Annotated in this window: 18 protein-coding genes and 1 tRNA gene; 12 read left to right on the top strand and 7 right to left on the bottom strand. The window is 44.6% G+C overall.

What is annotated here, in order from left to right; translation table 11 throughout:
* Window positions 1–9: 9 nt before the first annotated feature.
* The 5 genes from O3Q51_07835 to O3Q51_07855 all read right to left on the bottom strand — a co-directional run bounded on the left by O3Q51_07835 (window position 10) and on the right by O3Q51_07855 (window position 11,110).
* Window positions 10–915 carry a type IX secretion system membrane protein PorP/SprF gene (locus O3Q51_07835; GenBank protein MCZ4408713.1) on the bottom strand — a complete coding sequence of 302 codons (906 nt, stop codon included), beginning with the start codon at window positions 913–915 and terminating at the stop codon, window positions 10–12.
* Entirely contained in the window at window positions 915–7,547 is a 6,633-nt protein-coding gene (locus O3Q51_07840) for a gliding motility-associated C-terminal domain-containing protein (GenBank protein MCZ4408714.1), read from the bottom strand. Before O3Q51_07840 ends, O3Q51_07835 begins: the two co-directional genes overlap by 1 nt.
* Window positions 7,548–7,606: 59 nt before the next feature.
* Entirely contained in the window at window positions 7,607–8,551 is a 945-nt protein-coding gene (locus tag O3Q51_07845) for a type IX secretion system membrane protein PorP/SprF (GenBank protein ID MCZ4408715.1), read from the bottom strand.
* Window positions 8,551–9,606 carry a gliding motility-associated C-terminal domain-containing protein gene (locus O3Q51_07850; protein MCZ4408716.1) on the bottom strand — a complete coding sequence of 352 codons (1,056 nt, stop codon included), beginning with the start codon at window positions 9,604–9,606 and terminating at the stop codon, window positions 8,551–8,553. The genes O3Q51_07845 and O3Q51_07850 overlap by 1 nt, the downstream gene beginning before the upstream one ends.
* Window positions 9,607–9,721: 115 nt before the next feature.
* Window positions 9,722–11,110 carry a DUF92 domain-containing protein gene (locus O3Q51_07855; protein MCZ4408717.1) on the bottom strand — a complete coding sequence of 463 codons (1,389 nt, stop codon included), beginning with the start codon at window positions 11,108–11,110 and terminating at the stop codon, window positions 9,722–9,724.
* A 10-nt stretch (window positions 11,111–11,120) separates the two neighbouring features.
* Between O3Q51_07855 and O3Q51_07860 the strand changes: the two genes are divergently transcribed.
* The 4 genes from O3Q51_07860 to O3Q51_07875 all read left to right on the top strand — a co-directional run bounded on the left by O3Q51_07860 (window position 11,121) and on the right by O3Q51_07875 (window position 13,733).
* The gene (locus O3Q51_07860) at window positions 11,121–11,867 is read left to right on the top strand and encodes a hypothetical protein (protein ID MCZ4408718.1); all 747 of its coding nucleotides are present in this window, start codon (window positions 11,121–11,123) and stop codon (window positions 11,865–11,867) included.
* Window positions 11,868–11,872: 5 nt separating this feature from the next.
* A complete protein-coding gene (locus O3Q51_07865; GenBank protein ID MCZ4408719.1) occupies window positions 11,873–12,742 on the top strand; it encodes a homogentisate phytyltransferase in 870 nt (289 codons plus the stop codon).
* Between the two features lie 31 nt (window positions 12,743–12,773).
* Window positions 12,774–12,845, top strand: a tRNA-Arg gene (locus O3Q51_07870).
* A 135-nt stretch (window positions 12,846–12,980) separates the two neighbouring features.
* Window positions 12,981–13,733: a DUF2461 domain-containing protein gene (locus O3Q51_07875; protein MCZ4408720.1), complete on the top strand. Its 753-nt coding sequence runs from the start codon at window positions 12,981–12,983 to the stop codon at window positions 13,731–13,733.
* On the opposite strand, the gene metG is transcribed toward O3Q51_07875, so the two are convergent.
* Window positions 13,640–15,700, bottom strand: coding sequence for a methionine--tRNA ligase (gene metG / locus O3Q51_07880; GenBank protein ID MCZ4408721.1), 2,061 nt, complete (start codon window positions 15,698–15,700; stop codon window positions 13,640–13,642). The genes O3Q51_07875 and metG overlap by 94 nt on opposite strands.
* A 44-nt stretch (window positions 15,701–15,744) precedes the next feature.
* Here metG and O3Q51_07885 point away from each other — a divergent pair, with 44 nt between their 5' ends.
* Complete coding sequence (locus tag O3Q51_07885; protein MCZ4408722.1) at window positions 15,745–16,644, top strand: LD-carboxypeptidase; 900 nt, start codon at window positions 15,745–15,747, stop codon at window positions 16,642–16,644.
* Between the two features lie 14 nt (window positions 16,645–16,658).
* On the opposite strand, the gene O3Q51_07890 is transcribed toward O3Q51_07885, so the two are convergent.
* Entirely contained in the window at window positions 16,659–17,303 is a 645-nt protein-coding gene (locus O3Q51_07890) for a DUF4412 domain-containing protein (GenBank protein ID MCZ4408723.1), read from the bottom strand.
* A 47-nt stretch (window positions 17,304–17,350) separates the two neighbouring features.
* Here O3Q51_07890 and O3Q51_07895 point away from each other — a divergent pair, with 47 nt between their 5' ends.
* The 7 genes from O3Q51_07895 to O3Q51_07925 all read left to right on the top strand — a co-directional run bounded on the left by O3Q51_07895 (window position 17,351) and on the right by O3Q51_07925 (window position 25,467).
* The gene (locus O3Q51_07895; GenBank protein ID MCZ4408724.1) at window positions 17,351–17,713 is read left to right on the top strand and encodes a YraN family protein; all 363 of its coding nucleotides are present in this window, start codon (window positions 17,351–17,353) and stop codon (window positions 17,711–17,713) included.
* A 14-nt stretch (window positions 17,714–17,727) separates the two neighbouring features.
* On the top strand, window positions 17,728–18,954 hold the full coding sequence (locus tag O3Q51_07900) for an RNA-binding S4 domain-containing protein (protein MCZ4408725.1): 1,227 nt from the start codon (window positions 17,728–17,730) through the stop codon (window positions 18,952–18,954).
* A 43-nt stretch (window positions 18,955–18,997) separates the two neighbouring features.
* A complete protein-coding gene (locus tag O3Q51_07905; protein ID MCZ4408726.1) occupies window positions 18,998–21,616 on the top strand; it encodes a hypothetical protein in 2,619 nt (872 codons plus the stop codon).
* Between the two features lie 74 nt (window positions 21,617–21,690).
* On the top strand, window positions 21,691–23,199 hold the full coding sequence (locus tag O3Q51_07910) for a HAMP domain-containing sensor histidine kinase (GenBank protein MCZ4408727.1): 1,509 nt from the start codon (window positions 21,691–21,693) through the stop codon (window positions 23,197–23,199).
* Window positions 23,200–24,336, top strand: a complete 1,137-nt coding sequence (hemW, locus tag O3Q51_07915) for a radical SAM family heme chaperone HemW (protein MCZ4408728.1) — start codon at window positions 23,200–23,202, stop codon at window positions 24,334–24,336.
* Window positions 24,326–25,099 carry a cyclase family protein gene (locus O3Q51_07920; GenBank protein ID MCZ4408729.1) on the top strand — a complete coding sequence of 258 codons (774 nt, stop codon included), beginning with the start codon at window positions 24,326–24,328 and terminating at the stop codon, window positions 25,097–25,099. Before hemW ends, O3Q51_07920 begins: the two co-directional genes overlap by 11 nt.
* Window positions 25,096–25,467 (top strand): hypothetical protein, encoded by a 372-nt coding sequence (locus tag O3Q51_07925; protein ID MCZ4408730.1) that lies wholly within the window; start codon window positions 25,096–25,098, stop codon window positions 25,465–25,467. The genes O3Q51_07920 and O3Q51_07925 overlap by 4 nt, the downstream gene beginning before the upstream one ends.
* The last annotated feature ends 10 nt before the right edge of the window (window positions 25,468–25,477 follow it).

Here is a 25,477-nt window from a genome sequence, read left to right on the forward strand (position 1 = left end):
AAGGGGAAATTATAGTTCTGGTTCAATCATTTTTTCTTTTCCAAATCGAATGCCCAAGAAAATTTCATGGGTTCCATTCGAGTAATTTCTCAAATTAGACGTTGTGAAGTCAATAGAGTAGCCTAATGTGAGATAATCCATTATTTGATAGCCAGCAAATACTACTGCAGCATCATTCGTCCGATACGAACCTCCTATCCAAAGGTTACTATTGTACAATACTCTGGCACTGATATCTACCTGAGGTTCAATTGGCGAGACATACTTCACCAATGCAAAAGGCTCAACGTCAAATGTTTCCGAAATAGTAAACTTATAACCACCTGTCAGGAAATAATGGACAGCCATTCTGCCTTCCGTATCTCCCTGAAACAGATCAAGTTTGTTGTTAAAAAGCTGTGTTGCCGAAATTCCTATATGAAATTTCTCGCCATACCAAAGGGCACCAAAAGAGGCATCGGGCTTGAGTTCAGCCTGCATCGAATTGGTGAGTGCTTGATCATTGTTATCTCTAAGTGTAATCTGAGTTCCGTCTATTGCAAACTGCGTCATTCCAAAAGAAACACCCAAAGAGACTTTAGAGTTCTCGGTAACTTTTAGCTGGTAAGAATAGGCTCCTTGTATTCCCGTTCTACGGGTTGGTCCGGCTACATCCGTAAAAAGAGAACCTCCAAACCCCATCTTACCATTGGCACTTGGTGCATGCAGTCCTAAGAAATAAGTTCTGGGAGCATCGGTAATTCCAGTCCATTGTGTTCGGTGAGTCGCCAATGCATTGAAATTTTCTGTACTACCAGCAAAAGCAGGATTGAAAGTAAAACCAGACAAGAAATACTGCGAAAACTGCTGTACTTGCTGAGCGTTCAAACCCTGAAGGCAGAAGAGAAGAAACGATATGACAAATAGCCTTTTCATTATCTGTGCAGGGTTAGTGGTCCCGTAATCGGGTCAGGGAACCGCGGATCATTTAATTCAAGAGTAAAGTAATAGGTACCACTTGGAAGAATAGATCCTTCATATGTTCCATCCCATGCAATAGTCGAGTTGTACCCTTGTGATTCAAACACTTCCTCTCCCCATCGATTGAAGACATGTACGACCATCGAAGGGAAAAGTTCGATATTGTCAATGATCCATGTATCATTCACTCCATCTCCATTTGGCGTAAAGCCGGACGTCACGTCTATGTCAGGCAAAACCTCAACAAATACACTATCCGAAGATTGACATCCATTCTGATCAGTAACGGTTATTACGAAATCTTCACTTTCCAAAAGGAAGCCTGTTGGATTAGCCGCAGTACTGTCAAATACAGACATAGGATTCGGAATCCATAAATATGTCACCTCGTCAGGAGAAGTTGGGTCGCCACCTAGTGAGAAGACTTCTTCTATAAATACCCGTGCATCCTCTCCTGCATCGACTTCAGGACTTTCCAAGATTTCAACAGAGACAGTATCAGTTTCTGAACATGCTCCATTTGAGCCGATAAGGATCAGATCTGTAATTCCATCAAAAGACTCATCGATTAACACTTGAGATGAGGACGAAATGGTATCGCCATTAAGTGTCCAAAAGTATTGATCTCCACCTGCCAACTCTCCATCCAGGGTAACAGGCAAATCTGATGGACAAAGAGCCGCATCCAATCCTGCATTTACATCAAGGTCAAAAAGAACATCGATAACCGTTGTATCGGAAATCTCGCAACCATTGGCATCCATAACCGTCAAGATATACTCGCCTTGTGATAAATCGATGATGTTCTGTTCATCGGATTCGAAGCTTTCAGGGCCAGCCCAGAGGAAGGAGTACTCAGGTATTCCTCCCGTGACCAAGGCTTCGACAGAGCCATCGGCAACATTGACACAAGTCGCTGCTGCGCTATTCAACTCTATCAAAATTGGCTCCGGCTGATTCAAAGTAAGTGTTTCTCTTAGCTCACAACCGGCTTGATCAATCACGGTAAGACTGTACTCACCAACAAAGAGGTTTTCTATCGTATCAGTAGACGCCTCAAATCCGTCAGGTCCTACCCATACTAGTTGATAAGGGGCGAGTCCTCCTCCAATTAATGGCTCAATAGCCCCTGTGGACGATCCAAAGCAAGTGGGATCAATAACATTAGCTTCTAGCGAGAGAGGCTCTACTTCAAGTATCTCAATTGAATTACTGACTTCACAACCCGCCTGATCAGTCACGGTGTAATCGTATATTCCCGTCGAGAGATCTATAATATCAAAAAGAGTTGAGCTAAAATCATCAGGGCCTGTCCATACCACGACATATCCAACTTGTCCTCCTTCCGGGAAAAGCGAAATCGAACCTGAATTGGGCAGATCTGAACATCCTGAGGCGGTAACTTCTTCAATTACCACAAGCTCATCCGGTTGAGCAATAGTGACCGTGTCTTGTACCGAACATCCATTGAAATCAGAAATAATCACAGTATAATCTCCAATGCCCAATGCTGTTAGGTCTTCATCAGTAGAACTAAAACCATCAGAGCCCAACCATTCAATGCTAAATGGAGGAAGACCTCCCGAAATAGTCAAATCAATGGAGCCGTTCATTTCACCAAAACAAACAACATTTTGGAAAGCAATCTCTGTAATAATTTCCGGACTCTCAGTAACGGTATAAACATCGCTAAAGTCACATCCCGCGTTATCAATGATTTCGAGGACATAATCCCCGGCCACTAAATCAGAAATCACCAAATCGCTAGAAACAAAAGTATCCGGCCCAATCCAACTTATGGCGTAAGGTGCCTCTCCTCCTGAAACTTCAATTTCGATTTGACCATTATCTTCACCAAAGCAAGTGTTGACAGTTGAGGCAAGTACAACTATCGCTTCGGGTGAAGTCACTTCGAGCGATTCACTAAAAACACATCCATCTGCTCCTGAAACGGAGTAGGTGTATATACCTGCAGCGAGATTGATAATGTCTTCGTCACTTGAAATAAATCCATCAGGGCCAGTCCAAGAAACAGCAAAGGGTTCAGCGACATTGAGAATCTCTAGGTTTATCGATCCATCCATTTCACCACCGCAGGTAACGGGAGTAATTGTTGGTGTGATATCTCCGCCCGGGTTACTCAATGTAATGTCTTCCATGTAAACGCAACCATTGTCGTCAGTGACAATTAAGCTATAAGTTCCAGGTGCTAAATTCTCAACAAGTACATCGCTTGAAATAGGATTTCCTAAATTATCAGACCAAGCAATACTGTAGTCTAGAGAAATCGTTCCTCCTGTAATTGTTGCTTGCAGGGATCCATTGGACTGATTGCAATCCGGTTCAGAGATGGCAATATCAACCAAGATAGAATCTGGTTCTGTAATCGTAAACGTCAGATTTTCTGTACAAGTAGACTGATCCGTAACGGTCAAATCGTAGTCTCCGGGAGACAAACTTGAAATATCTTCAAAAGAGGAAGTAAATCCATCAGGGCCTATCCAAGAGAACTGCAATGGTGGAATTCCACCGGAAACTTCCAGACTTATTATACCGTTAGCATCACCTGCACAATCAATATTGGTGATTGTTTCTACAACATCGATAGATGGAGCCTCCGCAAGCGAAACGGCTCCTGAAATACTGCAACCCAATGCATCGAGAATGGTGTAATCATAATCTCCAGGCTCCAAAGCACTGAGAGATACACCGTCTCCGACAAAACCATTAGGGCCTGTCCAATTGACGTCAAAAGGATCGGCTGCATTTTCGATCGTCAAATCTATGACTCCATCGGCACCAGCGCAACTCACTTCTATTAAACTCACCACTGCAGTAATAGCAATTGGATCGATTACTTCAAAGGCCTCTGAAAATACGCAATTGTTTGCATCGGTAATCGATAAAACATAGGTACTCGCAACCAAATCGGTAAGATCTTCTTGATCCGAGGTAAATCCATTTCCGTCTGTCCACTCATAGATAAATGGCGCCGTTCCACCGATGAGTTCCGTATCGATAGCTCCATTATTTCCACCGGCACAAATAGGATTTGTTACGATACCGGTTAGCGTTCCGTTATCATCAGAGATCACGGCAGTTGATTGTATGGTGCAGCCCAATTCATCAGATACAATGACCACATAAGTTCCGGACTGCACATCGATCAAACTATCGTTTTGAACTAGTACAGTTCCAAATTCATCTTCCCAAACGTAGGTCAAAACGCCTGTTCCTCCCACTGCAGTGGCTACTGCCAAACCATCTGATTGCTGACAATTGGAGTTGAAAGTTTCAACAGACACCGTCAAAACAGCGTTTTCTGAAATGGTCACTACATCATTCACTGAACATCCGTTTGCATCCTCCACGGTGACTTCGTAATCACCGGGCTCTAATCCTGATAAGTTTTGGTTAGCTGAAGTAAACGCATTCGGTCCAACCCATGAGAAATCCAACGGAGCGGTTCCACCGGTAGTGGTTAGTGTAATTGTACCATCGGCATCACCAAAGCAGTTAATATTTGTAGAAACGATATCTAAAACGATCTCTGACGGTTCAAGAATTTCTACCTGTGAGGTTTCGGTACAACCATTGAAGTCGGTAGTCAGTACATCGTAAATTCCTGCCTCCAGACCTATTAGATCTTCATCGGACGATGTGAATCCATTCGGGCCCGTCCAATCAAATGTGAACGGTGCTAGACCGCCTGAAGGAGCTAAATCGATGGATCCGTCTCCGGCGCCAAAGCAAGAAATATTGGTTGAAGTAGCGGTAAGAAGTACATCGAACTGCTCCTGAATAGTATAAGTAGCTGAAGCACTACAGCCCAAGCCATCAGTCAAATCTATTGTGTAAGATCCTGCTTCGATATTGGAAACATCTTCTGTACTGGCAGTAAAACCATTTGGGCCCGTCCATAAAAAGTCGTAATCCAACACTCCACCCGAAACGGTAAGGTCGATAGCACCGGTAAAATCTCCCGCACAAAGCACCTCGGTAATAGTCTCAACAAGTACAATAGCTCCCGGCTCATTTACAGTATAGGTAAAGTCGAACAGACACCCATTATCATCCGTAATCTCCACTGAATAATCCCCTGCTGAAATGTTTGAAATATTCTGAGCTGAAGAGGAAAAACCTGAAGGCCCTGTCCATTGAAAGGTGTAAGGTGGGGTAGCTCCTGAAGGTGTAATTTCAATTCCGCCATCCGAATCACCAAAACAAAGCACATCGGTAATGGTATTCAAAACCACAATATCAGTGGGTTGATTTATGGTAACTAAGAAGGTTTCCTCACAGCCATTGTCGTCACTTAGGGTCAGTGTGTAGTCTCCTGCTTCCAAATCACTTAGATTCTGATCAGATGACACGAAGCCGTTTGGCCCTGTCCAAGCGAAACCATAAGGGGCCGATCCTCCTGATGCGGATGTTGAGATACTTCCATTTGTACCGCCGAAGCATGAGACATCGCCTGTCGTAAACGTAGCATCCAATCCTGTTGGATCAACCAAGGTGTATGTAGCAGTCTCAAAACAATTTCCCGCGTCGGTAACTTCTACCGTGTAATCTCCTGCTACCAGATTCGCGTTATCTTCATCGGTCGACGAAAAACCATTTGGCCCAGACCATGAAACATCATAAGGGGCAGTCCCATTGGTAATGGTAAGGTCAATCGCTCCTGAGTTCTGTGCGGCACAACTCGGATCTGCTGTGACAGCTGAAAGATCTATTGGCAATGGCTGTGCAAGGTCATAGCTATCGGCTATTACACAGTTGTTGAAGTCAGTTACCTCAACCGAATAAGTTCCCGTTGAAAGGGCGGTTATATCCTCATCTGTTGAAGTAAACCCATTCGGACCTGTCCAAGTAAAAGAAAATGGAGCAGTTCCTCCCGTAATAGTCAAATCGATGGCTCCATCTGAATCTCCGTTACACGAAATGGGTGATTCAACAAAATCCAGCATCAGCTCATCGGGCTCCACCAAATCTACATCTGTTGTAAAGACACAATTGTTATTGTCCGTGAGAGTGAGCGTATAAGTTCCTGCAGGAAGTGCGATTATCGTAGGTCCTGATCCAAAAAATCCATTTGGACCTGCCCAAGCATAATTGTATCCCGGAGTTCCACCTTGTGCCGCTGCAGTAAGTTGTCCAGAGTTATTTTCAAAGCAAAGTAGGCTTGAAGGTGTAATGACTGCCGTCAATGGTGTTGGCTCATCCACCGTTTCTTGAATAACCACCACGCAATTAGCAGCATCGGTGACGGTCACCTCATACGTACCTGCTAGAAGATCCGCAATGTCTTGATCCACAGAAACAAAGCCTCCCGGTCCTGTCCATGAAACGTCATAAGGCGACAAACCTCCTGAAATCGTTAAATCGACCGAGCCTGTATTGTCTGCATTGCACAAATTATCCGTTGCGGTTGCCGAAACAAGCAATACCGGATTCTCGACAACAGCATAAGTCTCATCCACGGTACAACCGTTGTCATCTGTTACTTCTATAGTATAATCCCCGGGCTCAAGTCCTGAAATATCTTCGGAAACAGAAGTGAATCCATTCGGACCTGACCAAGCGAATCCAAGATTTCCTGTACCACCCGAGGCAGAAATATCAATGAAACCGTCATCTGCCCCAAAGCAGGTGATATCGGTAACCACTTCGTCGATCAAAATTGGCTCGGGAATATTGCTAAACGTTACTGTAGTATCTGCGACGCACCCCTCAACATCCTCGATTGTCAAAGTGAAAGTTGCACAAAGTGCAGAGGCGGTTGGTCCTGATTCACCGCTGGACCAGTCCAGATCGTAGCCGCCGTTTCCTCCGATGATGATCGGAGCTGCCTGACCATTGCAAAGATCTGCACAAGTGGGAGCTGTAGGGTTAAGTGCAAACACGGTAAGTGGTCCGGGCTCATTTACGAATACATCAATATTACAAGGAACTCCTCCTTGACCTTGATCAAATACCAATACGGTGTAAGTTCCCGCACCAACATTCGTCCATTCTCTGGTGGTAGGACCACCGATCCATTGATACGTATAAGGCCCGACACCTGTGGTAGGTTCAAGCACAGCCGCAGTTCCATCGTTAAAATCGTTACACGTAGGCGGTGTAGGGTCTGGTGTTAAATCAAAAAACGGACAAGAACCTCTCGTGCCGTTTGAAGTTGGAATTCTTTCGTAATGTGCAGGAAAATCAGCCAGATGGCTCTCGAGAGTAGAAGGAATAGAAAGAGTAGGGTTGGAATATCCTTCGCCTGTAAGTTGAAGTTCTATGCTTGAACCCAAAGAAACCTCCTCTCCGAGATTAAGGCTTCCGCCAATGACTAGGGTAGCGCCTTGATCTGACTCCAAAGTGATTTGGTCAACGTTTAGAGCCGTTAAGGAAGCTATTTGAATTTCTTGATTTGCAAGGTTAATCACCCCTGCGCTTTGCGCTGAAAAGTACACATGAGTTCCTTCGTCGGGAAGATCCTGTACGGGCGCGCCTGATGCATCGCCCCAATTATCCAGATCATTCCAATTTCCGGACTGACCTTGCCAATAGAGTGACTGGCCCATGCCAAAGAAGGACAGCATCGTTGAAAAGATGATAATCAACGATAACCGAATATAAGGGGCAGCTTTCATTTCACTTTCTAGTCGTATGCATTACAAGGCACAAAGCCTGCTTTTTGGTTTCGCGGACAAGCACTTATTCCTAAAATGATCTCATGACTATTTGAAGAGCCGAGACGAATTTTGGAGTAAGTCACGTCGTATGCGTACGCAACGGTGAAGTAGTCGAGAAAACTGAATTTCAGCATCCCTGCTACCGCGTCTTCTGATCGAAACGCTACACCGAGAGCTACCACATCGTCGTAGTCTGCCCAGAAGTTTACGTCAAATGAAGGTGTAGAGTTACCAGTAAATTTCAATTGTGCTGCAGGAATGTATTTCATCTTGTCACCCCCCTGATATACGCGACCGGCCGTCAAATTAAAATTCGGCTGAATCTGCACATCTTCGCCAATATCGTTGAAGGTGGGACCCGTTAAATTATGACCGCTCAGTCCAATAAACCAGTATTTGCTGTAAAGCCAAATGCTCGCTTTAATATCAGGAAAAGCAAATTCTGCCTGGGATTCTTGAAGAATGGGGTCAGGACCATTATTGGGTCCTAAAACTCTGACCTGAGAAGCATCAAAGCGATACTGGAGGGCTCCGAGTCCAAACCCGAATGAAATACGTGTCTTCCGCGTAATGGGTAGATGAACAGCATAGACGGCGTGTAGTGATGTCCTTCCTGTAAAACCGGTATTGTCACCCTCGATGATAATTCCGGCACCGTGAATCACTCCCTTTTCTTTGCTGATCTTCTCAATACGCTGATGCGCCGAAATGAATAGGGTCTGTGGATTATTTTCAAAACCCACCCACTGATTTCTATATCCCACTCGGGCATCGAGGCATTTCTGCATTCCCGCTTGGGCGGGGTGAAGCGCAAATGAATTGAAGAGAAAATTTGTGAACTGCGCGTTTTGCTGAGCCTTTGCTATTGAGCAATAAGCCAGTACGAAAATCAATATGAACAGCTTCCTCATCATCTTAGTATTGTTACAGAACCGGTAATGGGCTCAGCGTCGAAATCAACGGGGTTGAGTTCGATAACGTAATAATAGGTGGCAGCAGGCAAGTCGTCTCCTCCCCAATCGTTTTCATAATTAGTGGCTTGGAACACCTTATTGCCCCATCTCGAGTAGACAAATATTTGGGCGTTTGGCCAATCGTTAATTCCTTCGATAAACCATACATCATTGAATCCATCAGCATTTGGGGTGAACGTGTTAGAGGCAACGATCGGAGGCAGGATAAAAACGCTCACCTCATCAGTGTATGTACACCCGCCTATCTCGGCGGTCACCATATACGTTACCGTGATATCTACTCCTTCCGGTTCTGCAGTGACTTCATCTCCCGTGGTTTGATTGAGTTGAGGCCCCGACCATTCCAAATTACCGAAATCACCATCGGCGGTTAACACAACCGTTTCACCCTCAAAAACCTCAACATTGGATGCAGCACTATTCGGATCGCGTCCACTCTGATATCCTTCGGCACCAAGGTCGTATTCCAAAGCAGGTCCGGAAACATCAAGATTGAAACTACACTCAGAATCAGGGCCACCCAGTCCATCGTTCAATCCCGTGATCATGATGTAGTATGTTGTAGCAGGCTCGAGTGCCGTCAAGAAAATTTGACCGCCACCCGTTGTATCGGTGGTGCAAAAAACAGGCGAAGAATAAGAACCCGAATCGCAAATGTCTACAGCGTCAAATACAGCTATTCCAATGGCCGTATCGGCGAGACAAGAGTCAACGCTGAATTGTATTGTGGCTGTACTGTCTTGGTAATCAATAAATGGAAATTGATCGATGTTCTGCGTTTCGAATGAATAGAAAACCGCATTGGGGGCATCCGCAAAACAAAAACCAGCACCTACGCTTGATGGTGCACCATCCAAGTATGAATAGTTAGGCGCACCTTCGCCAGGGCAGAGCGCTTCAGGATTTGTACAATCTTGAGCGGAAAGAAAAGACGCTAAAAAAAGTATGGGCAATAGAATAAATGCCTCCTTAATCCGGAAGTTTCTAGTCATCAAGGGGAGTTGATAATTTATCTTTTTAAAGATACGTATCAGAGTGGGCGTAATGTTTCGGTAATTCATAGTTTTTCACAGTAAAATGTTGGAAATCGAGGAGCTCTCGAAAAGCTCAAATTAAGCCAGCCATTAAAAGACCAAAGAGACAAGCAATCACTGAAGCGAGAAGGTTGGTTGTGCTGTTGTTTATCCGTGAGAAGCCACGGGTTGGATTTTCGTTTTTGTCTTTAGCGCTTTCGCGAATGGTACCATCCGGATTCGTGTATTTTGCTTGGAAGAGGTCTCCGATGAGGCTGTCGGTCAAATTCCCAATAACCCCAGCAGCACCTATAATCAAGCATTGCGTCAAGCTAAAATCGAACAGTGGCAAATAGGCAAGCGCAGCAGGAATAAAAGCAAAGATCATTCCCGCAAGAGAGCCGGAAAAGGTGATAGCGCCGCTAACACCTGCCGCAGTTTTCTTTCCATTCAGAATTTTGTAATGGTTTCCTCCCATTCGCACACCGATTTCAGAAGCAGAGGTATCACTCAAGGCAAAAGCAAACCCTGAAACACCTGCAATTAAGAAAACGGAATCGGCCCAAATAAAGTACACCATGAAGCACACGGCAGGAATCAATCCATTGGCAAAGACTTGATCGGCATCTCTCACAGAGCCTTCATCCTTATATCCCGGAAGCTTTGAAAGCAGACTTCCAATCAAGAAAAACGCGGCTGGAAATACGATGATTTTAGGTTGGGAATTGACCACAAAAACCCAACCCAGAATGGCTGCCGCAAATGCCCCACCACAGGTCAACCATTTTCGCCGAAAGGCAAAAAATGCCAAAACAGGGATGACTAAAGAATAGTAGATTGAATCACCTACAGGGAGAATTAGAATCCAGTAAGCACAGGCCGCAGGAACCCATAGATTGTCAAAACTCCTTAGCGACAACGACTCCAGAATGGCGAGAAATACGGCCATAAAAAATGCTTGTTTCCACTCGATGGATGGAATGAACTCGGGCAATAAGCGACTCCCAAATACCAAGACAACGAAAGTCACAACGGCAAAAGTCAAGGCTCCTTCCAGCGTTTTGCCTTCCGGCGAAAAATCCAGTTTACGCTTGCCAAAGCCATAGCCGACTACCGTGGCAAGCCCGTCTGACCATGCTAAGACCATCAGAGGAAAGTACACCAAATGAGGCTGGTCAGCCCCAAAGAAATAGGTCAGTGCAAAAAAGGAAATGGCGAAATAAAGGATACCGTAACTCCTGCGCCCGGTCTCGTCATCTCTGAAAAAACCCAGAAAAACGGCTGCTGCCAAAAGAGGGATAGCTAAACCGATGATCAGCAGTAGCTGTTCGATTTCAAGAAAATAAACCGAAAAAGCCGAGACTGATATTGCCCCAATGTGAAGTATCTTTCTCGCAAATACGGGATGAACAATTCCCGTGCGGCGAAAAACTTCGGCCACCAACACAAACAACAGCACTAAACCAGCGAGGAGAAAATCCAAATCAATTCTTTTGATCGACGTCAAAAATAAGAGAAAGAAGTGGCGACCACCCGAATTGGAAGATCAGACTTGGTTTCCCTCTTGGCTGCGCGCTTATCAAGTGGCTTTCTTATCGACTTTGGATCGAATCACTCAACTGTACTTACCCGTCAATAAACTCTTGGAAGAGCTTAGCCCTAATCGGATTGTTGACTTGGCTTCTGGTTCAGGAGAGTCGGCAGTGAATGCGACGGCCACACTGAGAAAGACCGGGACTACTGTTCTGTTGACAGATAAATTCCCTTCCATCTCCGAAAGTTCAGATGACGGTCATGCGATTGTAGAATTGGATGTGCTCAAATCAGAATTGCCCGATGCAGACTTATACATCATGTTCAATGCATTCCATCATTTCGACAGCCAAGAGCGGGAATTGATTGCGAAGAAAGCGAGCCAAAACAACAGTCACCTTCTAATTATCGAACCACTTCGCCCTCGCGTCGATGTATTTTTCAAGGTTTTTCTCGCAACTTTTATCGGCCCTTTTCTGTTGGCTCCCTTTATGCGACCCTTTTCACTCAAGTGGCTACTTTTGACTTACATACTTCCTTTGGGAGTTTTGGCTACCATGTGGGATGGATTGGCCTCGGTGATAAAATCGCTCAGTCGTGAAGAGTGGGATGACTTGGAAAAAGGATTAACTCTCAGCGGTCGAACCGTGGAACAAGGTCTGCTAACTTCGCGAATGGCAAAACTCAAATACTTTTTGGTGAAATGAGGACCTTGAAAACGCTGTGGGAATTTACAAGACCGCATACCATTGTTGGTTCTGCGGTGAGTGTAACCGCCCTCTACCTGATGGCCGTTCGCGAGTGGGAATTCAGCTTCCTGTTCCTTCTGAGCTTGGTTGCGGCGCTGCTCTGCAATGTGTTTATCACGGGGTACAATCAATTAGTTGACATCGATCTGGATCGCATCAACAAACCCGATCTTCCCCTTCCTGCGGGAAACCTCAGCGTTCAATCGGCGCAATTCATCGTTTTCGGATCGCTGATCGCCTCCTTGACTATTTCGGCATACGCCTCTTTTTTCCTCTTGGGCTTGGTGGCGCTCATCGCGGCTCTTGGGTTTATCTACTCTTGGAAAAGAGTCTACTTGAAACGTCGGCACCAAACCGCTGCTTTTGCCATTATCATCGTGCGAGGTGTTTTGATCAATCTAGGCTTTTATGTGCTCTACTCGGGTGGCTATGATTTCCCCGTTGAGGTCTGGACGCTCACGGTTTTCGTAGTTCTCTTTAGTGCGGGCATTGCCTGGTTCAAAGACATACCCGACATCGAAGGCGATGCGCAAATCGATATCGGCAGCCTGGCGATCAAGCAGGGCGCTGCCAAAACCTTTTCGGCGGGAGTTTGGCTATTGGGTTTTGCTTATTCAATCGGAGCCTTCGCTCCTCTTTTTTTCGATTTCCGAATTGGTTCAGGTTGGGTCGTCACCATCGGTCATGCCCTTTTGGGAATCGCCTTTTTGAGCTTGGCTTCTAGGACGAACCCACTGGAAAAAAGGCAAATGAAACGGTTTTACCTCAGCTTTTGGGTTTTGTTTTTCTTGGAATATGTCCTTTGGGTAGGTGCGGTTTTCGCTAATCGTTAAAAACGAGAATTTTTAATTTTGTTGCTTTTGAGGCCCCGTAGTTCAATGGATAGAATAGAAGTTTCCTAAACTTTAGATCCAGGTTCGATTCCTGGCGGGGCTATTTTTTCGTGACAATTCTTCCATCTGTGGGCAGCCGCGGAATATTTCTCAAAGGCTTTGAATATATCTTCTCGAATTTCGTCTTTCACAAAAGCTCGATTTCATTGTTAGAGCTTCTGAACCTAAGATTCATTCCATGAGCTTCTACCAAGTATTTGACTTTCTTCGCGACCTTAACCAAAACAACCACAAAGAGTGGATGGACGAAAACCGAAAGCGCTACGAGCTGAATCGGGATTTTGTCATCAGCTGGGCCAATGATCTAATGGCAAAGGTTGCCAAAGCAGATGGGGAATTTAAGCCCGTGACGGGAAAGAAGGCCATTTCGCGCATCAACAATAACTTGATGTTCCATCCTGAGAAACCTGTTTACAAGGATCATTTCGGGGTGGAGATGAACTTGTCAGGAGGGCCAAGTGGTTTTTACGTTCAACTGGGACTTACGGGTAATTTCATCGGTGGCGGAATCTGGTCTCCCACAAAGGAACAGCTGGAAAAAATCAGGGGTGCCATCGACTATAACGGAGATGAGCTGCAGAAAATCATTGACAAAAAATCGTTCAAAAACACCTTTGGAAAATTATCGGAACAAGATCAGCTCAAAACTGCTCCCCGCGATTACAGCCAAGATCACAAAAACATCGAGCTACTTCGCCGTAAGCGATTTGCCGCCATGACGGACATCACTCAACAAGACATCCTTTCTGATGATTTTGACAAAAAAGTAGTTGACATCTACAAAAAGATGATGCCTTTAGGAAAATACTTGAACAAAGCGGTGAGCTTTTATATTGACTACCTCACCACACTCCCATTAGGCCAATCGCCACCCGGGCTTACAAAAGTCAATTTCCCTTCTTCGTCTTCGGCCATTAAAATCATCCCTTGAGATTCAACTCCACGAAGTTTTCGAGGTTCGAGATTGACCAATACGCTTACTTTCTTTCCGACTATTTCTTCGGGTTTGAAAAACTCGGAAATACCTGAAACCACGGTACGCTTGTCGATGCCCGTGTCCAAAGAAATCTTCAGCAACTTATCCGTTTTTGGTACCCGTTCCGCTTCCAGAATGGTGGCGGTGCGAATATCCATTTTCACAAAATCGTCGAAAGCAATGTTTGACTTTTGGGGCATCAGGGTTGATTTTGGTTCTTCTTCCTTTTTGAGTTTGTCGAGCTGTGCTTGGATTTCTTCTTCCTCAATTTTTTGGAAGAGTAACTCAGCCTTTCCGATTTGGTGACCTGCCTTGAGAACAGATGTTCTGCCGGCACTCGCCCAATCTCCCAATTCAATGTTGAGCATCTCGGCCATCTTCGCAGAAGTGTTAGGCAAAAACGGCGCACATACTATGGCCAGATTTGCCGCCAACTGAAGGCATTTTTCGATGACCTCCGCTGCTTTTCCAGGCTCGGTTTTGTTCAGTTTCCACGGCTCAGTTTCGGTTAGGAACTTATTACCCGCTCGGGCCAAGTTCATCATCTCGTTCTGGGCGTCGCGCATACGATACGCTTCGATAGCATCAGCTATCTTGCCGGGAGCCGAAGAAATCGCCTCGTCGACTTGAGTCGTATCGATGGTTCGTTCGCCTACTTCCGGAACCAGCCCGTCGTAGAACTTCTGTGTCAGCACCAAGGTGCGGTTCACAAAATTCCCGAAAACGGCAACTAGCTCATTGTTGACTCTAGCGCGGTAATCTTCCCAGGTGAATTCGCTGTCGCGGAACTCAGGGGAAATGGCGTTCAAAACATAACGGAGCTCATCTACCTTTCCGGGAAAATCGGCCAGGTACTCGTGGAGCCATACGGCCCAATCTCGGGAAGTTGAAATTTTTCTCCCTTCCAGGTTGAGGAATTCATTAGCAGGCACGTTGTCCGGCAAAATGAAATCTCCGTGCTCCTTGAGCAAAATCGGGAAGATAATGCAGTGGAAAACGATATTGTCCTTGGCCAAAAAGTGCACCAACTTGGTGTCTTCACTTTGCCAATAAGGCTTCCAGTCTTTTCCTTCGGCTTCGGCCCAGGCCTTGGTGGCCGAGATGTAACCAATCGGTGCGTCAAGCCAAACATAAAGCACTTTTCCTTCGGCGCCTTCGAGGGGTACTTTCACTCCCCAATCGAGGTCGCGGGTCATGGCGCGCGGCTGCAAACCACCATCAATCCAAGACTTGCACTGACCAATTACCTGCTTTTTCCATTCTGAAGGATCGTGCTGCCGTACACCTTTCAACGTACCTTTTTCGATCCAAGCCTTGAGCCAACCTTCGTGGTTTTCCATGGGTAGAAACCAGTGCGAAGTCTCACGCAAAACGGGCTTTGATCCACTAAGTGTGGATTTTGGATCGATCAAATCGCGTGGGTTCAAGGTCGAACCACAGTTTTCACATTGATCACCGTAGGCATTCTCGAATCCACATTTCGGGCACGTTCCCGTGATGTAACGGTCGGCCAAAAATTGCTCGGCTTCCTCGTCGAAATATTGCTCAGTGGTTTTCTGTGTAAACGAATCCTTCTCGTTCAACTTGAGAAAAAAGTCTTGAGCCGTCTTGTGGTGCAGCGGATCAGACGTGCGGTGGTAGATATTGAAATCAATTCCAAAATCAGCGAAGGACTTTTTATTGATCGTGTGAAATTCATCCACGATTTCCTGGGGTGTCTTTCCTTCCTTTTTTGCTTTGAGCGTAATGGCAGCACCGTGCTCGTCGCTTCCGCAAACGAAGACCACGTCTTTTCCAGCCATTCGCAAGTAGCGCACATAAATATCAGCTGGAACGTAAACTCCCGCAATATGACCAATGTGCAAGGGGCCGTTTGCATAAGGCAAAGCAGCAGTAACTGTATATCGTTTTGGGTTATTCAATGGGAAAATGCTTGATTTGTGTGCGCAAAGATAATGACTTAAACATGCAGGCACATACCCCAAGCTATCTTCAACCAGGCGATGAAATTCGAATCATCTCCACTGCCCGAGCCGTTGAAAAAGAATTTATTGACTCCGCTGTCACGGAAATCGAAAAAAGAGGATTCAAAGTTTCACTTGGTGAGAATCTTTACAAAAGAGACAATCAATTTGCGGGGACGGATGCCGAGCGATTGGCCGACTTGAACGAATCAGTGAGAGATAAAAATGTTCGCGCCATCTTCGCTGCTAGAGGCGGTTATGGTACGGCGCGACTTCTGAAGGGATTCGATGGAAAGGCCTTTAACAATGACCCCAAATGGATTTGCGGATACAGCGATATTACTGCCTTGCACAGTCATTTATTGAATGTGTTTCACACGCAAAGTATCCATTCCACTATGCCGCTGAGTTACGAAACCAATACCAAAGAGGCGCTGGACTCTTTATTTGAATTGCTAGAAGGAAAACAAGTAGACTACGAAGCTCCAACTCACAAATTAAACCGAGAAGGAAATGGCGAAGGAGCAATGATTGGTGGAAACCTAAGCATGCTTTACAGCCTATTGGGATCTACTGCCCAAGCTTCCACTGATGGGAAAGTTTTGTTTTTGGAAGATTTGGATGAATATCTCTATCATGTTGACCGTATGATGTTGGCGCTGGATCGAGCCGGTATTCTTAAAAACCTCTCCGGGTTAGTCGTTGGAGGAATGACCGAAATGAATGACAACAAAGTTCCATTCGGGAAAACAGCCGAAGAAATCATCGCTGACAGAGTAGCTCCTTATTCATTTCCTGTAGCCTTTAACTTTCCATCAGGTCATATCGATGACAATCGAGCTTGGACACATGGAAAAAAAATAAGGCTGACCGTTAGAAACGGCCAGCCTTCTTTGCTGTAGTAGTGGCTATTAGTCTATTCTCTTTCGAACTTGGTGTATTCTGCAGGAATCTCAAATAATGAGTCATCCAATTCACCTTTTTCCACTTCGTTCACTTGAAGATTGGTGAGTTCTACACCGTCAGTTTTCTTCTCTACACCTTTCATCGGAAACATTCCGTCGATATCAGGTACATTCATAAAGTAAACCGCGAGTTTATCTTTTCGGTTCAATGTCTCTAGCATTGGCACCAAGAAGTCAAAGTCATCATCTGCAACCCAGAAGGTTACTTCTCGACCGTCATCCTTTCCGGTTACCTTTACCTGAGTGCATTGGTATCCATTAATTTCTTGTGTCTTATTGGTCTTTTGCACATAGACATCCGTTTCGCGAGCTGGTCGCTTATTCGGTACATCAATGAACATTTGACGCTCGGGACTCAAAGCTTTTACGGTGTTAGCCTTAGTATCAACAATCATGATACCTTGGATTTCTCCGTTTTCGCCGAGTTCTTCCACACGCACTAAGTCACCTTTTACATAGTAAACATAGTTGGCCGTGACCGGTCCAATCGTTTTGGTAAATTTGATGGTTCCTTGGAAAGGTCCGGAGGCGAAGCCTGCGAATCCCATCATAACCCCCAGCATGATAGCTGCAATCTTTTTTGTAAATATTTTCATAACGAACAGTTTAAGGAACCTTTAGGGTTCACAAGTTTTTTGTTAGTATGTCATCGACCAATTCAATCGGCAAACTGGGCGAATCTCTGGCTTCTACGCATTTGGTAGGTCGAGGTTTCAAAATTCTTGAACAGAATTGGAGGTTTGGTAAAAAGGAAATCGATATTATCGCTGAAATAGAGGACTTTATCGTCTTTGTAGAAGTTAAAACCAGAGAAGAACCTTTTCCCGGAAGGCTGGAAGAATACATCAATAGAAAGAAGCAGAGACACATTATTTCCGCTGCTAACGAGTATATGCGATTAAAGGATATCGAAAAAGAGGGCCGTTTTGATGTGATTACAATTATCTTAAACAGAGGAAATCACGAATTAGAGCACATAGAAGAAGCATTTTACCCAACTTTGTAGGCTGAAATAAATACATGAGTACAGATAATAAAGACGGCAACCGTCGCAGATCAAAAGACAATTCATCTGAAGGAAGAGGTCGGGGTTCAAGAAAGCCCTCGGGAAACAAGTCCTATGGAAAGAGTTCGGGTCGCAAAAGGTTTGACAGCGACAAGGACAATAATCAAGATAGAAGAAGCGGAGACAGACCGAGAGCGGGAAAACCTTTTGACAAAAGAGAACGACCTACAAGGTCAGTTCCTGATTCTGATCGAAACGAGGATAACACAAGAGATAGAAAGTCTTTTGAAAAGAGGGGGCGTTCTTCAAGGTTTAAATCCGATGACAGAAAAAGCGACGGAGAAGGTGGAAAGAATTTCGCCACTAGCCGCGAGAATTATGATAAACAACACGGTCGAAAGAAATTCGAGCGCACTGAAGATACTCCCGTTTACAAATCAAAATTTGATAGAGAACGAGGGCGCAATAAGCCTTATAAAGGAAAACGTGGTGGAGAAGTTCTTCCATCTGAAGCCTCAGAACGCGATAACCGAATTCGCTTAAATAAGTACTTATCCAATTCGGGGCTTTGTACTCGCCGTGAAGCCGATGAGTTTATAGCATCGGGAATGGTAGAGGTAAACGGAAAAACCATCACCGAAATGGGATTTAAAGTAAATCCGGGTGATGTAGTAAAATATGCCGGAGAGCGGCTTTCGCCTGAAAAGCTGATTTACGTTTTGATGAATAAGCCCAAGGATTTCGTGACCACCATGAAAGAGTACAAGGGCAGTAGCACCGTGAAGCAATTGATGCGCGGTGTGGGAAATACGAATATTCTACCCGTAGGAAAACTCGACCGCGGTACTACCGGGTTAGTCATGTTTACCAATGACGGAGATCTGGCCAAGAAGCTCACCCACCCAAAACACAATGTCAAAAAGCTATACCATGTACTCCTTGACAAAAATGTAAAAGAAGAGCATCTCATACAACTGGTAGAAGGGGTTGAGTTAGAAAGCGGAACGATGGCGGCTGATGTGGTTTCATATGTCGGTGACGGCAAAGACAAGCGCGAAGTAGGAGTAGAAATTCACGGCGGTAAGAACCGCGTCCTCACCCAGCTCTTTGAAGGCTTAGGCTACAAAGTCATGAAATTGGATCGGGTGGTATTTGCCGGCCTTACTAAAAAAGATCTGCCCCGCGGACACTGGAGATTTCTAAATGAACAGGAGATCAACAATCTCAAAATGCTGAAATAATAGCAGTGGTTAAGGCGTTTCTCTCATTCAGAAGTTTATCCGTTTGAGCCGACTATTAAAATATGCCTTAATCCTGGTTGTGGTGGTAATCCTCTCTATGGCCGCGGCATTTTTTCTGGCCAAAAAATTCGAACCCGAAGTAAAGGATGCCATCGTCTACGAACTGAATCAGCACCTCAACGTGCCGGTTGATGTTGAGGACATCAATCTCAGTTTGCTCCAAAAATTCCCATACGCCTCATTGCGATTCAGCCAAGTGGTTATTCCTGAAGCGGTGAGCAATGATCCTGACACGCTGATTTATATTGAAGATCTGTACTTACAAATCGGCTTGCTCGATTTTCTAAGCAAGAACTATAAAGTAAGCGAGGCAGAAATCAACCGTGGTTTCTTCAATATGCAAATATTCGCGGATGGCTCGGACAATTTCCACTTTTGGAAAAGCTCGAGTGACACTACAGAGCAAACCTTTTCACTGACAAATGTAGAGGTAGAAGATTTCGAATATGTATTGAAAACTGGCTCCCGATTAGCGCTAGACATCCATGTAACTAGTGGAGAAGCCAATGGTAATTTCGGTGAAGATATATTCAACCTAAAGTCGGATGTTGATTTTATTGCCCGTTCTATTGTCTACGAAGACGATACCCTGTATAAGGAAACGACTATCGACGGACAGGTAGCTCTAAACATTGACACCAAGGCCAAAGTCTACACCTTCGAATCAGAAAAGATTCGTCTTGGGGAGGAAAAAACAACGCTCAACGGAGCTTATGACAATTCTGCCGAGAATGCCTTCTGGACAGTTCAGATCAATTCTGAAAATACAGAATTGGAAAATGCGGTAGCCCTCATCCCGCTTCCCAATCAAAGCGTTTTTAAAACTTATCAGCCTTCCGGCAATGCCGATCTGGATCTAAGCATTGCCACGAAAAATGGATTTGAACTGACATTAAACTTTGACGGCCTCGCAGGAGAAATCATCCATTCAGAAAGCTCAGGGCGAGCCGATGTATATTCAGGTCGTGGTACTTTAGAGTTGGCGCAAGGAAAAACCAACGTCACAATCAAAGGTTTGGAGGCTGGAATCGGCCCGGGTCGTTTTTCAACCAGCGGAGAGATCGCTAATTTAAATGCCCCCGATTTCGATCTGGCTCTTCAAGGAAGAATAGAGCTGGAAGACCTGAAGGAATTCCTGAATATAAGCTTTGCTGAGGTACTGGAAGGACGGATCGATGTTAAGGGTCAACTCAAAGGAAACTTTGACCGCACCGATCTGAGTACAGAGAGATTATTAAGAGGCCTAAACTTTCTAGGCGCTATCGTTCTAGAAGATGGTGCTTTTAAAACCGAAGGAAGGTCTCAGGTATTTGAAAAAATCGAAGGGAGCTTTGAGATTGTAGAAAACTCCATCAGAACAAAACAGTTGACGGCCGAAGTCGGAGACAATAAATTTGAAATCAAAGGCCAAATCAATAATGCACTTCCCTATTTGACGGGAAATGGTGGAAGTCTGGAAGTTGTAGCAGACTTAAAATCGAAAAGAATCTACCTGGAGCAATTACTCGGTGAATCTGAAGGTGATGATAATTCAACCGCCTTCAGATTACCTGCAAAAGTGGGATTCAAACTGAACATTGAAGTCGATCAATTGGACTATAAAGAGTTCACCGCAACAGCCCTATCAGGAAAAGCCTACTACCGCAATGGTCTCTTTACATTAAACCCTGCTAGGATGACATTGGCTTCAGGAACCCTTACGGGGAGCCTTCGGCTCAATCAAGTTGAGACTGGTTTTGAACTCGGATCAAACACTACGCTATCGCAAATGAACGTAGATGAGCTATTTGCCAACTTCGATGATTTCGGGCAAAAAGTGATCAGTCACGATCAAATAGAAGGGCTATTTAACGGTGCGGTAAACCTGACTTGCAGTCTGGATACCACGCTGGCCATTCGCAAAGAAAGTGTCAAGGCCGATGTTAACCTAAAAATAGAAAACGGCGAGCTAAAGGAGGTTGAATCGCTTATAGACATTGCAGATTACATCAAAGGAAATACCCTCTGGAATACCTTCATCAAAGTGGATGCATTGAAGGAGCGACTGAGAAACGTTGAATTCGAAACGCTCGAAAACAACTTGACCATCGAGAATCAAATTATCACAATTCCCGAGATGAAAATTGCTACATCGGTTTTGGACATTTCCGCATCGGGCACCCACGATTTTGACAATAATATCGACTATTCCATTGGCTTTCGCTTGAGCGAACTTCTTAGAACCGGTCGAGAAAAAGACAGCGAATTCGGTTACGTCGTAGATGACGATACGGGACTCCGCATTTTCATGCGTATGGCCGGAACCATTAAAAACCCTGAATTCAGCAGCGACAAAGAAACCGCCAGGGAAAAACGAAAAGAGAAGTTTGAAGAAGAGACGAAAACCTTCAAGGGCATTTTGAAAGAAGAGTTCGGACTTTTTAAATCAGACACTACTCTTAATGCCCCACCTGAAAAATCAGATGAAACGAAGCCGATTCAATTTGATGTTGAGTTTGGTGAGCCCTCTTCGACAGATACGTTAAAAAGTAAGAAGAAGAAAAGGCTGAGCAAAAAAGATCAAGACTTGTACGATGATCTGGAGGACGATGATGATCTTTAAAAGATTCTTAAATTTGAGTCCAAACCCGATCCGCCTATAGCATAGATCTACTCAGTAATTGAGAGAAAAATCGAATGAACTTATACTCGCGGAAGCAGCGATGGAAAGCAGTACTGCTCATCTTCGCTGTTGTGATAGTGGGATTATCGCTCTGGTACTCCAACTACATTGTAAATAAAATACGGCAAGAAGAACGCTTAAAGGTTCAACTATGGAGTGAAGCCGTTCAGCGGCGGCTCTCCCTGATCAACTATACTGAAAAGCTCTTTTCAGATATGCGGCGTGAAGAGCGCAACAAAGCCGACGTCTGGGCACAGGCCATTGGTAGAATTGCTCCTGCCACAGATAGTGAATTGCCCTTTTTGCAAACAATCATTCAAAACAATAGCACAATTCCCGTACTTGTTGTTGACGCGAAAAATGAGATCATTTCTTACAACAACATAGACTACAAGTATATTTCTACTCCCGAAAAAGCAGATAGTACTATAGCAGCCATGCGGGCTCAATACAAGCCCATTCGTGTTAGTAACACCTACTTCGATCACCGAGTGTATTACAAGGATTCTCGAATTATTACCGAATTAGAAAAAACACTGGATGACCTCATCAACTCCTTTATCAGTGAAACGGTAATGAACTCAGGGTCTGTGCCTGTTTTGGTCACAGATTCATCCCGCACAGGCATAGTCAACTTTAGCAATATCGACTCAACCTTAGTTGCAGATTCAACTATGGCTATTGCACAAATTGCTGAGATGGCTGCGAAAAATGAGCCTATCCAAGTGAAGTTTGGAGACCGCGTGGTGAATTATATCTATTACACTGATTCGATCATTATCACCCAACTTCGGTATTTCCCATTTGTCCAATTGGTTATTATTGGTCTGTTCCTATTTATCTCCTACCTCATTTTCAGCACTTTTAGAAATGCGGAACAAAACCAAGTATGGATAGGGTTGGCAAAGGAAACCGCTCATCAACTCGGAACACCCCTGTCAAGCTTGATTGCCTGGGTACAGCTTCTTGAAGCACGGGGCACCGATAAGGAGACCATCGCTGAATTGAATAAGGATATCAAACGATTGGAGATCATTACTGACCGTTTCTCCAAAATCGGTTCGGCTCCTGAACTTACGGATACGGTCATATCGGATGTTATGAATAGCACCATCGACTACCTCCGACCGCGAATCAGTAAAAAGGTAGAATTTAATATCAAGCAGAATCAAGACGGCGAAATCAAAGCCATGATTAACCAACCACTTTTCAGTTGGGTGATTGAGAACATCATCAAGAATGCAGTTGACGCGATGAATGGAAAAGGTAAAATCACCGTTGAAATTTGCAATGAAATTCAAAACGTCTACATCGATATTACCGATACCGGAAAAGGAATACCCGCGTCAGGGCATAAGGCCGTTTTTCAACCCGGATATACCACAAAGAAACGTGGATGGGGTCTCGGACTTTCGCTGGCAAAGCGTATAATAGAAATCTACCACAGCGGAAAAATCTTCGTGAAACGAAGTGAGCCGGATTCGGGAACGACTTTCCGAATTGTACTGAAAACCAACCAGTAAATGTCGGGAATATACGTCCATATTCCTTTTTGCAAGCAGGCTTGCACCTACTGTGATTTCCACTTCTCGACATCAAACAAACTCGTAGATCGAGTGGTTTCGGCTCTAACCAGAGAAGCCGAGATGCGGAAAAATGAAACGGCAGATACAATTCGTACCATCTACTTTGGTGGTGGAACACCAGGTATTTTGACGATCACCCAATTGGAAAAAGTCCTGTGCGCCATTCACAGGAATTATCATATTGATCCCGATGCAGAGATCACATTGGAGACCAATCCGGATGATGTTTCAAAAGAAAAAGCAAAAGGATGGGCACATCTTGGTATCAACCGATTAAGCATTGGAATTCAAAGCTTTTTCGACGAGCACCTGAGTTGGATGAACAGAGCTCATACTGCTGCTGAAGCTGAGAATTGCGTCAAAATCTCTAAGCAAATCGGCATTGATAACATGACGATTGATCTCATCTACGGCATCCCCAATATGACGATGGATGATTGGAAAGAAAACTTAAGTAAAGCAGTCGACCTGGGGGTGAATCACATATCGGCCTATTGCCTTACAGTAGAAACCGATACGGCGCTGGGTCATCGCGTGAAAAAAGGAAAAGAAAAACCGGTAGACGAGGAAGCCGCGGCCATACATTTTGAGTACATGGTGGACTTCTTAGCCTCGAAAGGCTTACGCCAATACGAAGTCAGCAATTTTGCTAAGCCGGGATTTGAATCCAAACACAACTCGGCCTATTGGGCAGGAGTGCCTTACATCGCTCTCGGCCCCTCTGCGCATGGGTTCAACGGAACTTCCAGATATTGGAATGTAGCTAATAATCCAAAGTATTGCTCGGCAATTGAAACGGGAGAACTGCCCACCACCAAAGAAACCTTGAGTCGCAAAGAGCGCTTCAACGAATGGGTGATGACGGGACTTCGCACTGCTAAAGGTATCGACCTGAAGAGAGGTCAGCAGGAGTTTGACGTGGACTTCAAAAAGATCTATTCAATCGAAATAGAACGACTCATCAGCGATGGCTCCGCAAAACTCGAAGGCGATCAATTGACCTTAACCAAAAAGGGAATGTTCCTCGCCGATGGAATTGCATCAGATTTCTTTATTTTAGGACATGAAGATTAAAATCGACCTTAACGGCACTGAGTATCAGGCTGACTTAAGCAGCCCACTGGATATCTCCATTCCGCTGAGTCCTGAAGGTCCGCGAGCATGGTACGTCGACCCCATGACGATTGAACCCGTTCGAAACGATTTGTTTACAGGAAGCATCGCCGAGGGAGGCAATGTGAATTTCAGAAACATCTCCTTCAACCCACATGGCCACGGTACTCACACCGAATCATCAGGGCACATTGATGAAGAAGTGCTTTCCGTCAATTCCATTCTTAAACAATACTTTTTCACTGCACTTCTGGTCAGCATTGAGCCTGAAATTTACAGGGAAAGCGAAGTCGTGTTCCGAAATCAGGGAGACCTGATTATTACAAAAGATCAAATAGAAAAGGCCATCGTTGATGTGAAATGCGAGGCCTTAATCCTTCGAACATTACCCAATCCCGTTGATAAAAAATCAATGGTTTATTCGGGAACGAACCCTCCTTTTCTGGAGCCCGAAGCATTGACACTTATGCGATCAAAAGGAATTAAACACCTACTGCTGGATCTTCCGTCAGTCGACCGTGAAGTCGATGGCGGGCGACTTCAAGCGCATCACGCCTTTTGGAAAAGCGGTTTTGAAGGAGACAATACCTGCACCATCACAGAGATGATCTTTGTACCTGATGAAGTCAGCGATGGAAAATACCTGCTCAACTTGCAAACAGCGCCTTTCGAAAATGACGCTTCTCCATCGAGACCGATTCTTTTTTCATTAGCAGAGTCATGAATAGAAAGGAGTGGAACGAAACACATAAAAAGAATTGGCAGGGAGGACTTAAAAAGACCGAAAATGGGCGGACAACATTCCAATCTATTGCAATAAAAGAGCTTACAAATGTTTTATCCAATTTGGCAATTGCTTTTGAGATTCAAGAGAGTACCGTACAGGATATAACTGACCGAAAATCGGAATACAAAATGTTGGAAATCGACATTAATCACTCATGTGTTACTAATTGCTTTATATACTTTGATCAACTGGATATCAGTGCAGACAAAGAAACTTTACACTTTGAACACCAGGGCTATATTTCACCTGACTCATTGATTCAGTCATTTCTTAATGTGATCACTGAAAAATTAGAATCCTACTAAACTTTAATTC

The organism is Cryomorphaceae bacterium 1068 (assembly GCA_027214385.1).
Taxonomy (GTDB): domain Bacteria; phylum Bacteroidota; class Bacteroidia; order Flavobacteriales_D; family Cryomorphaceae; genus JAKVAV01.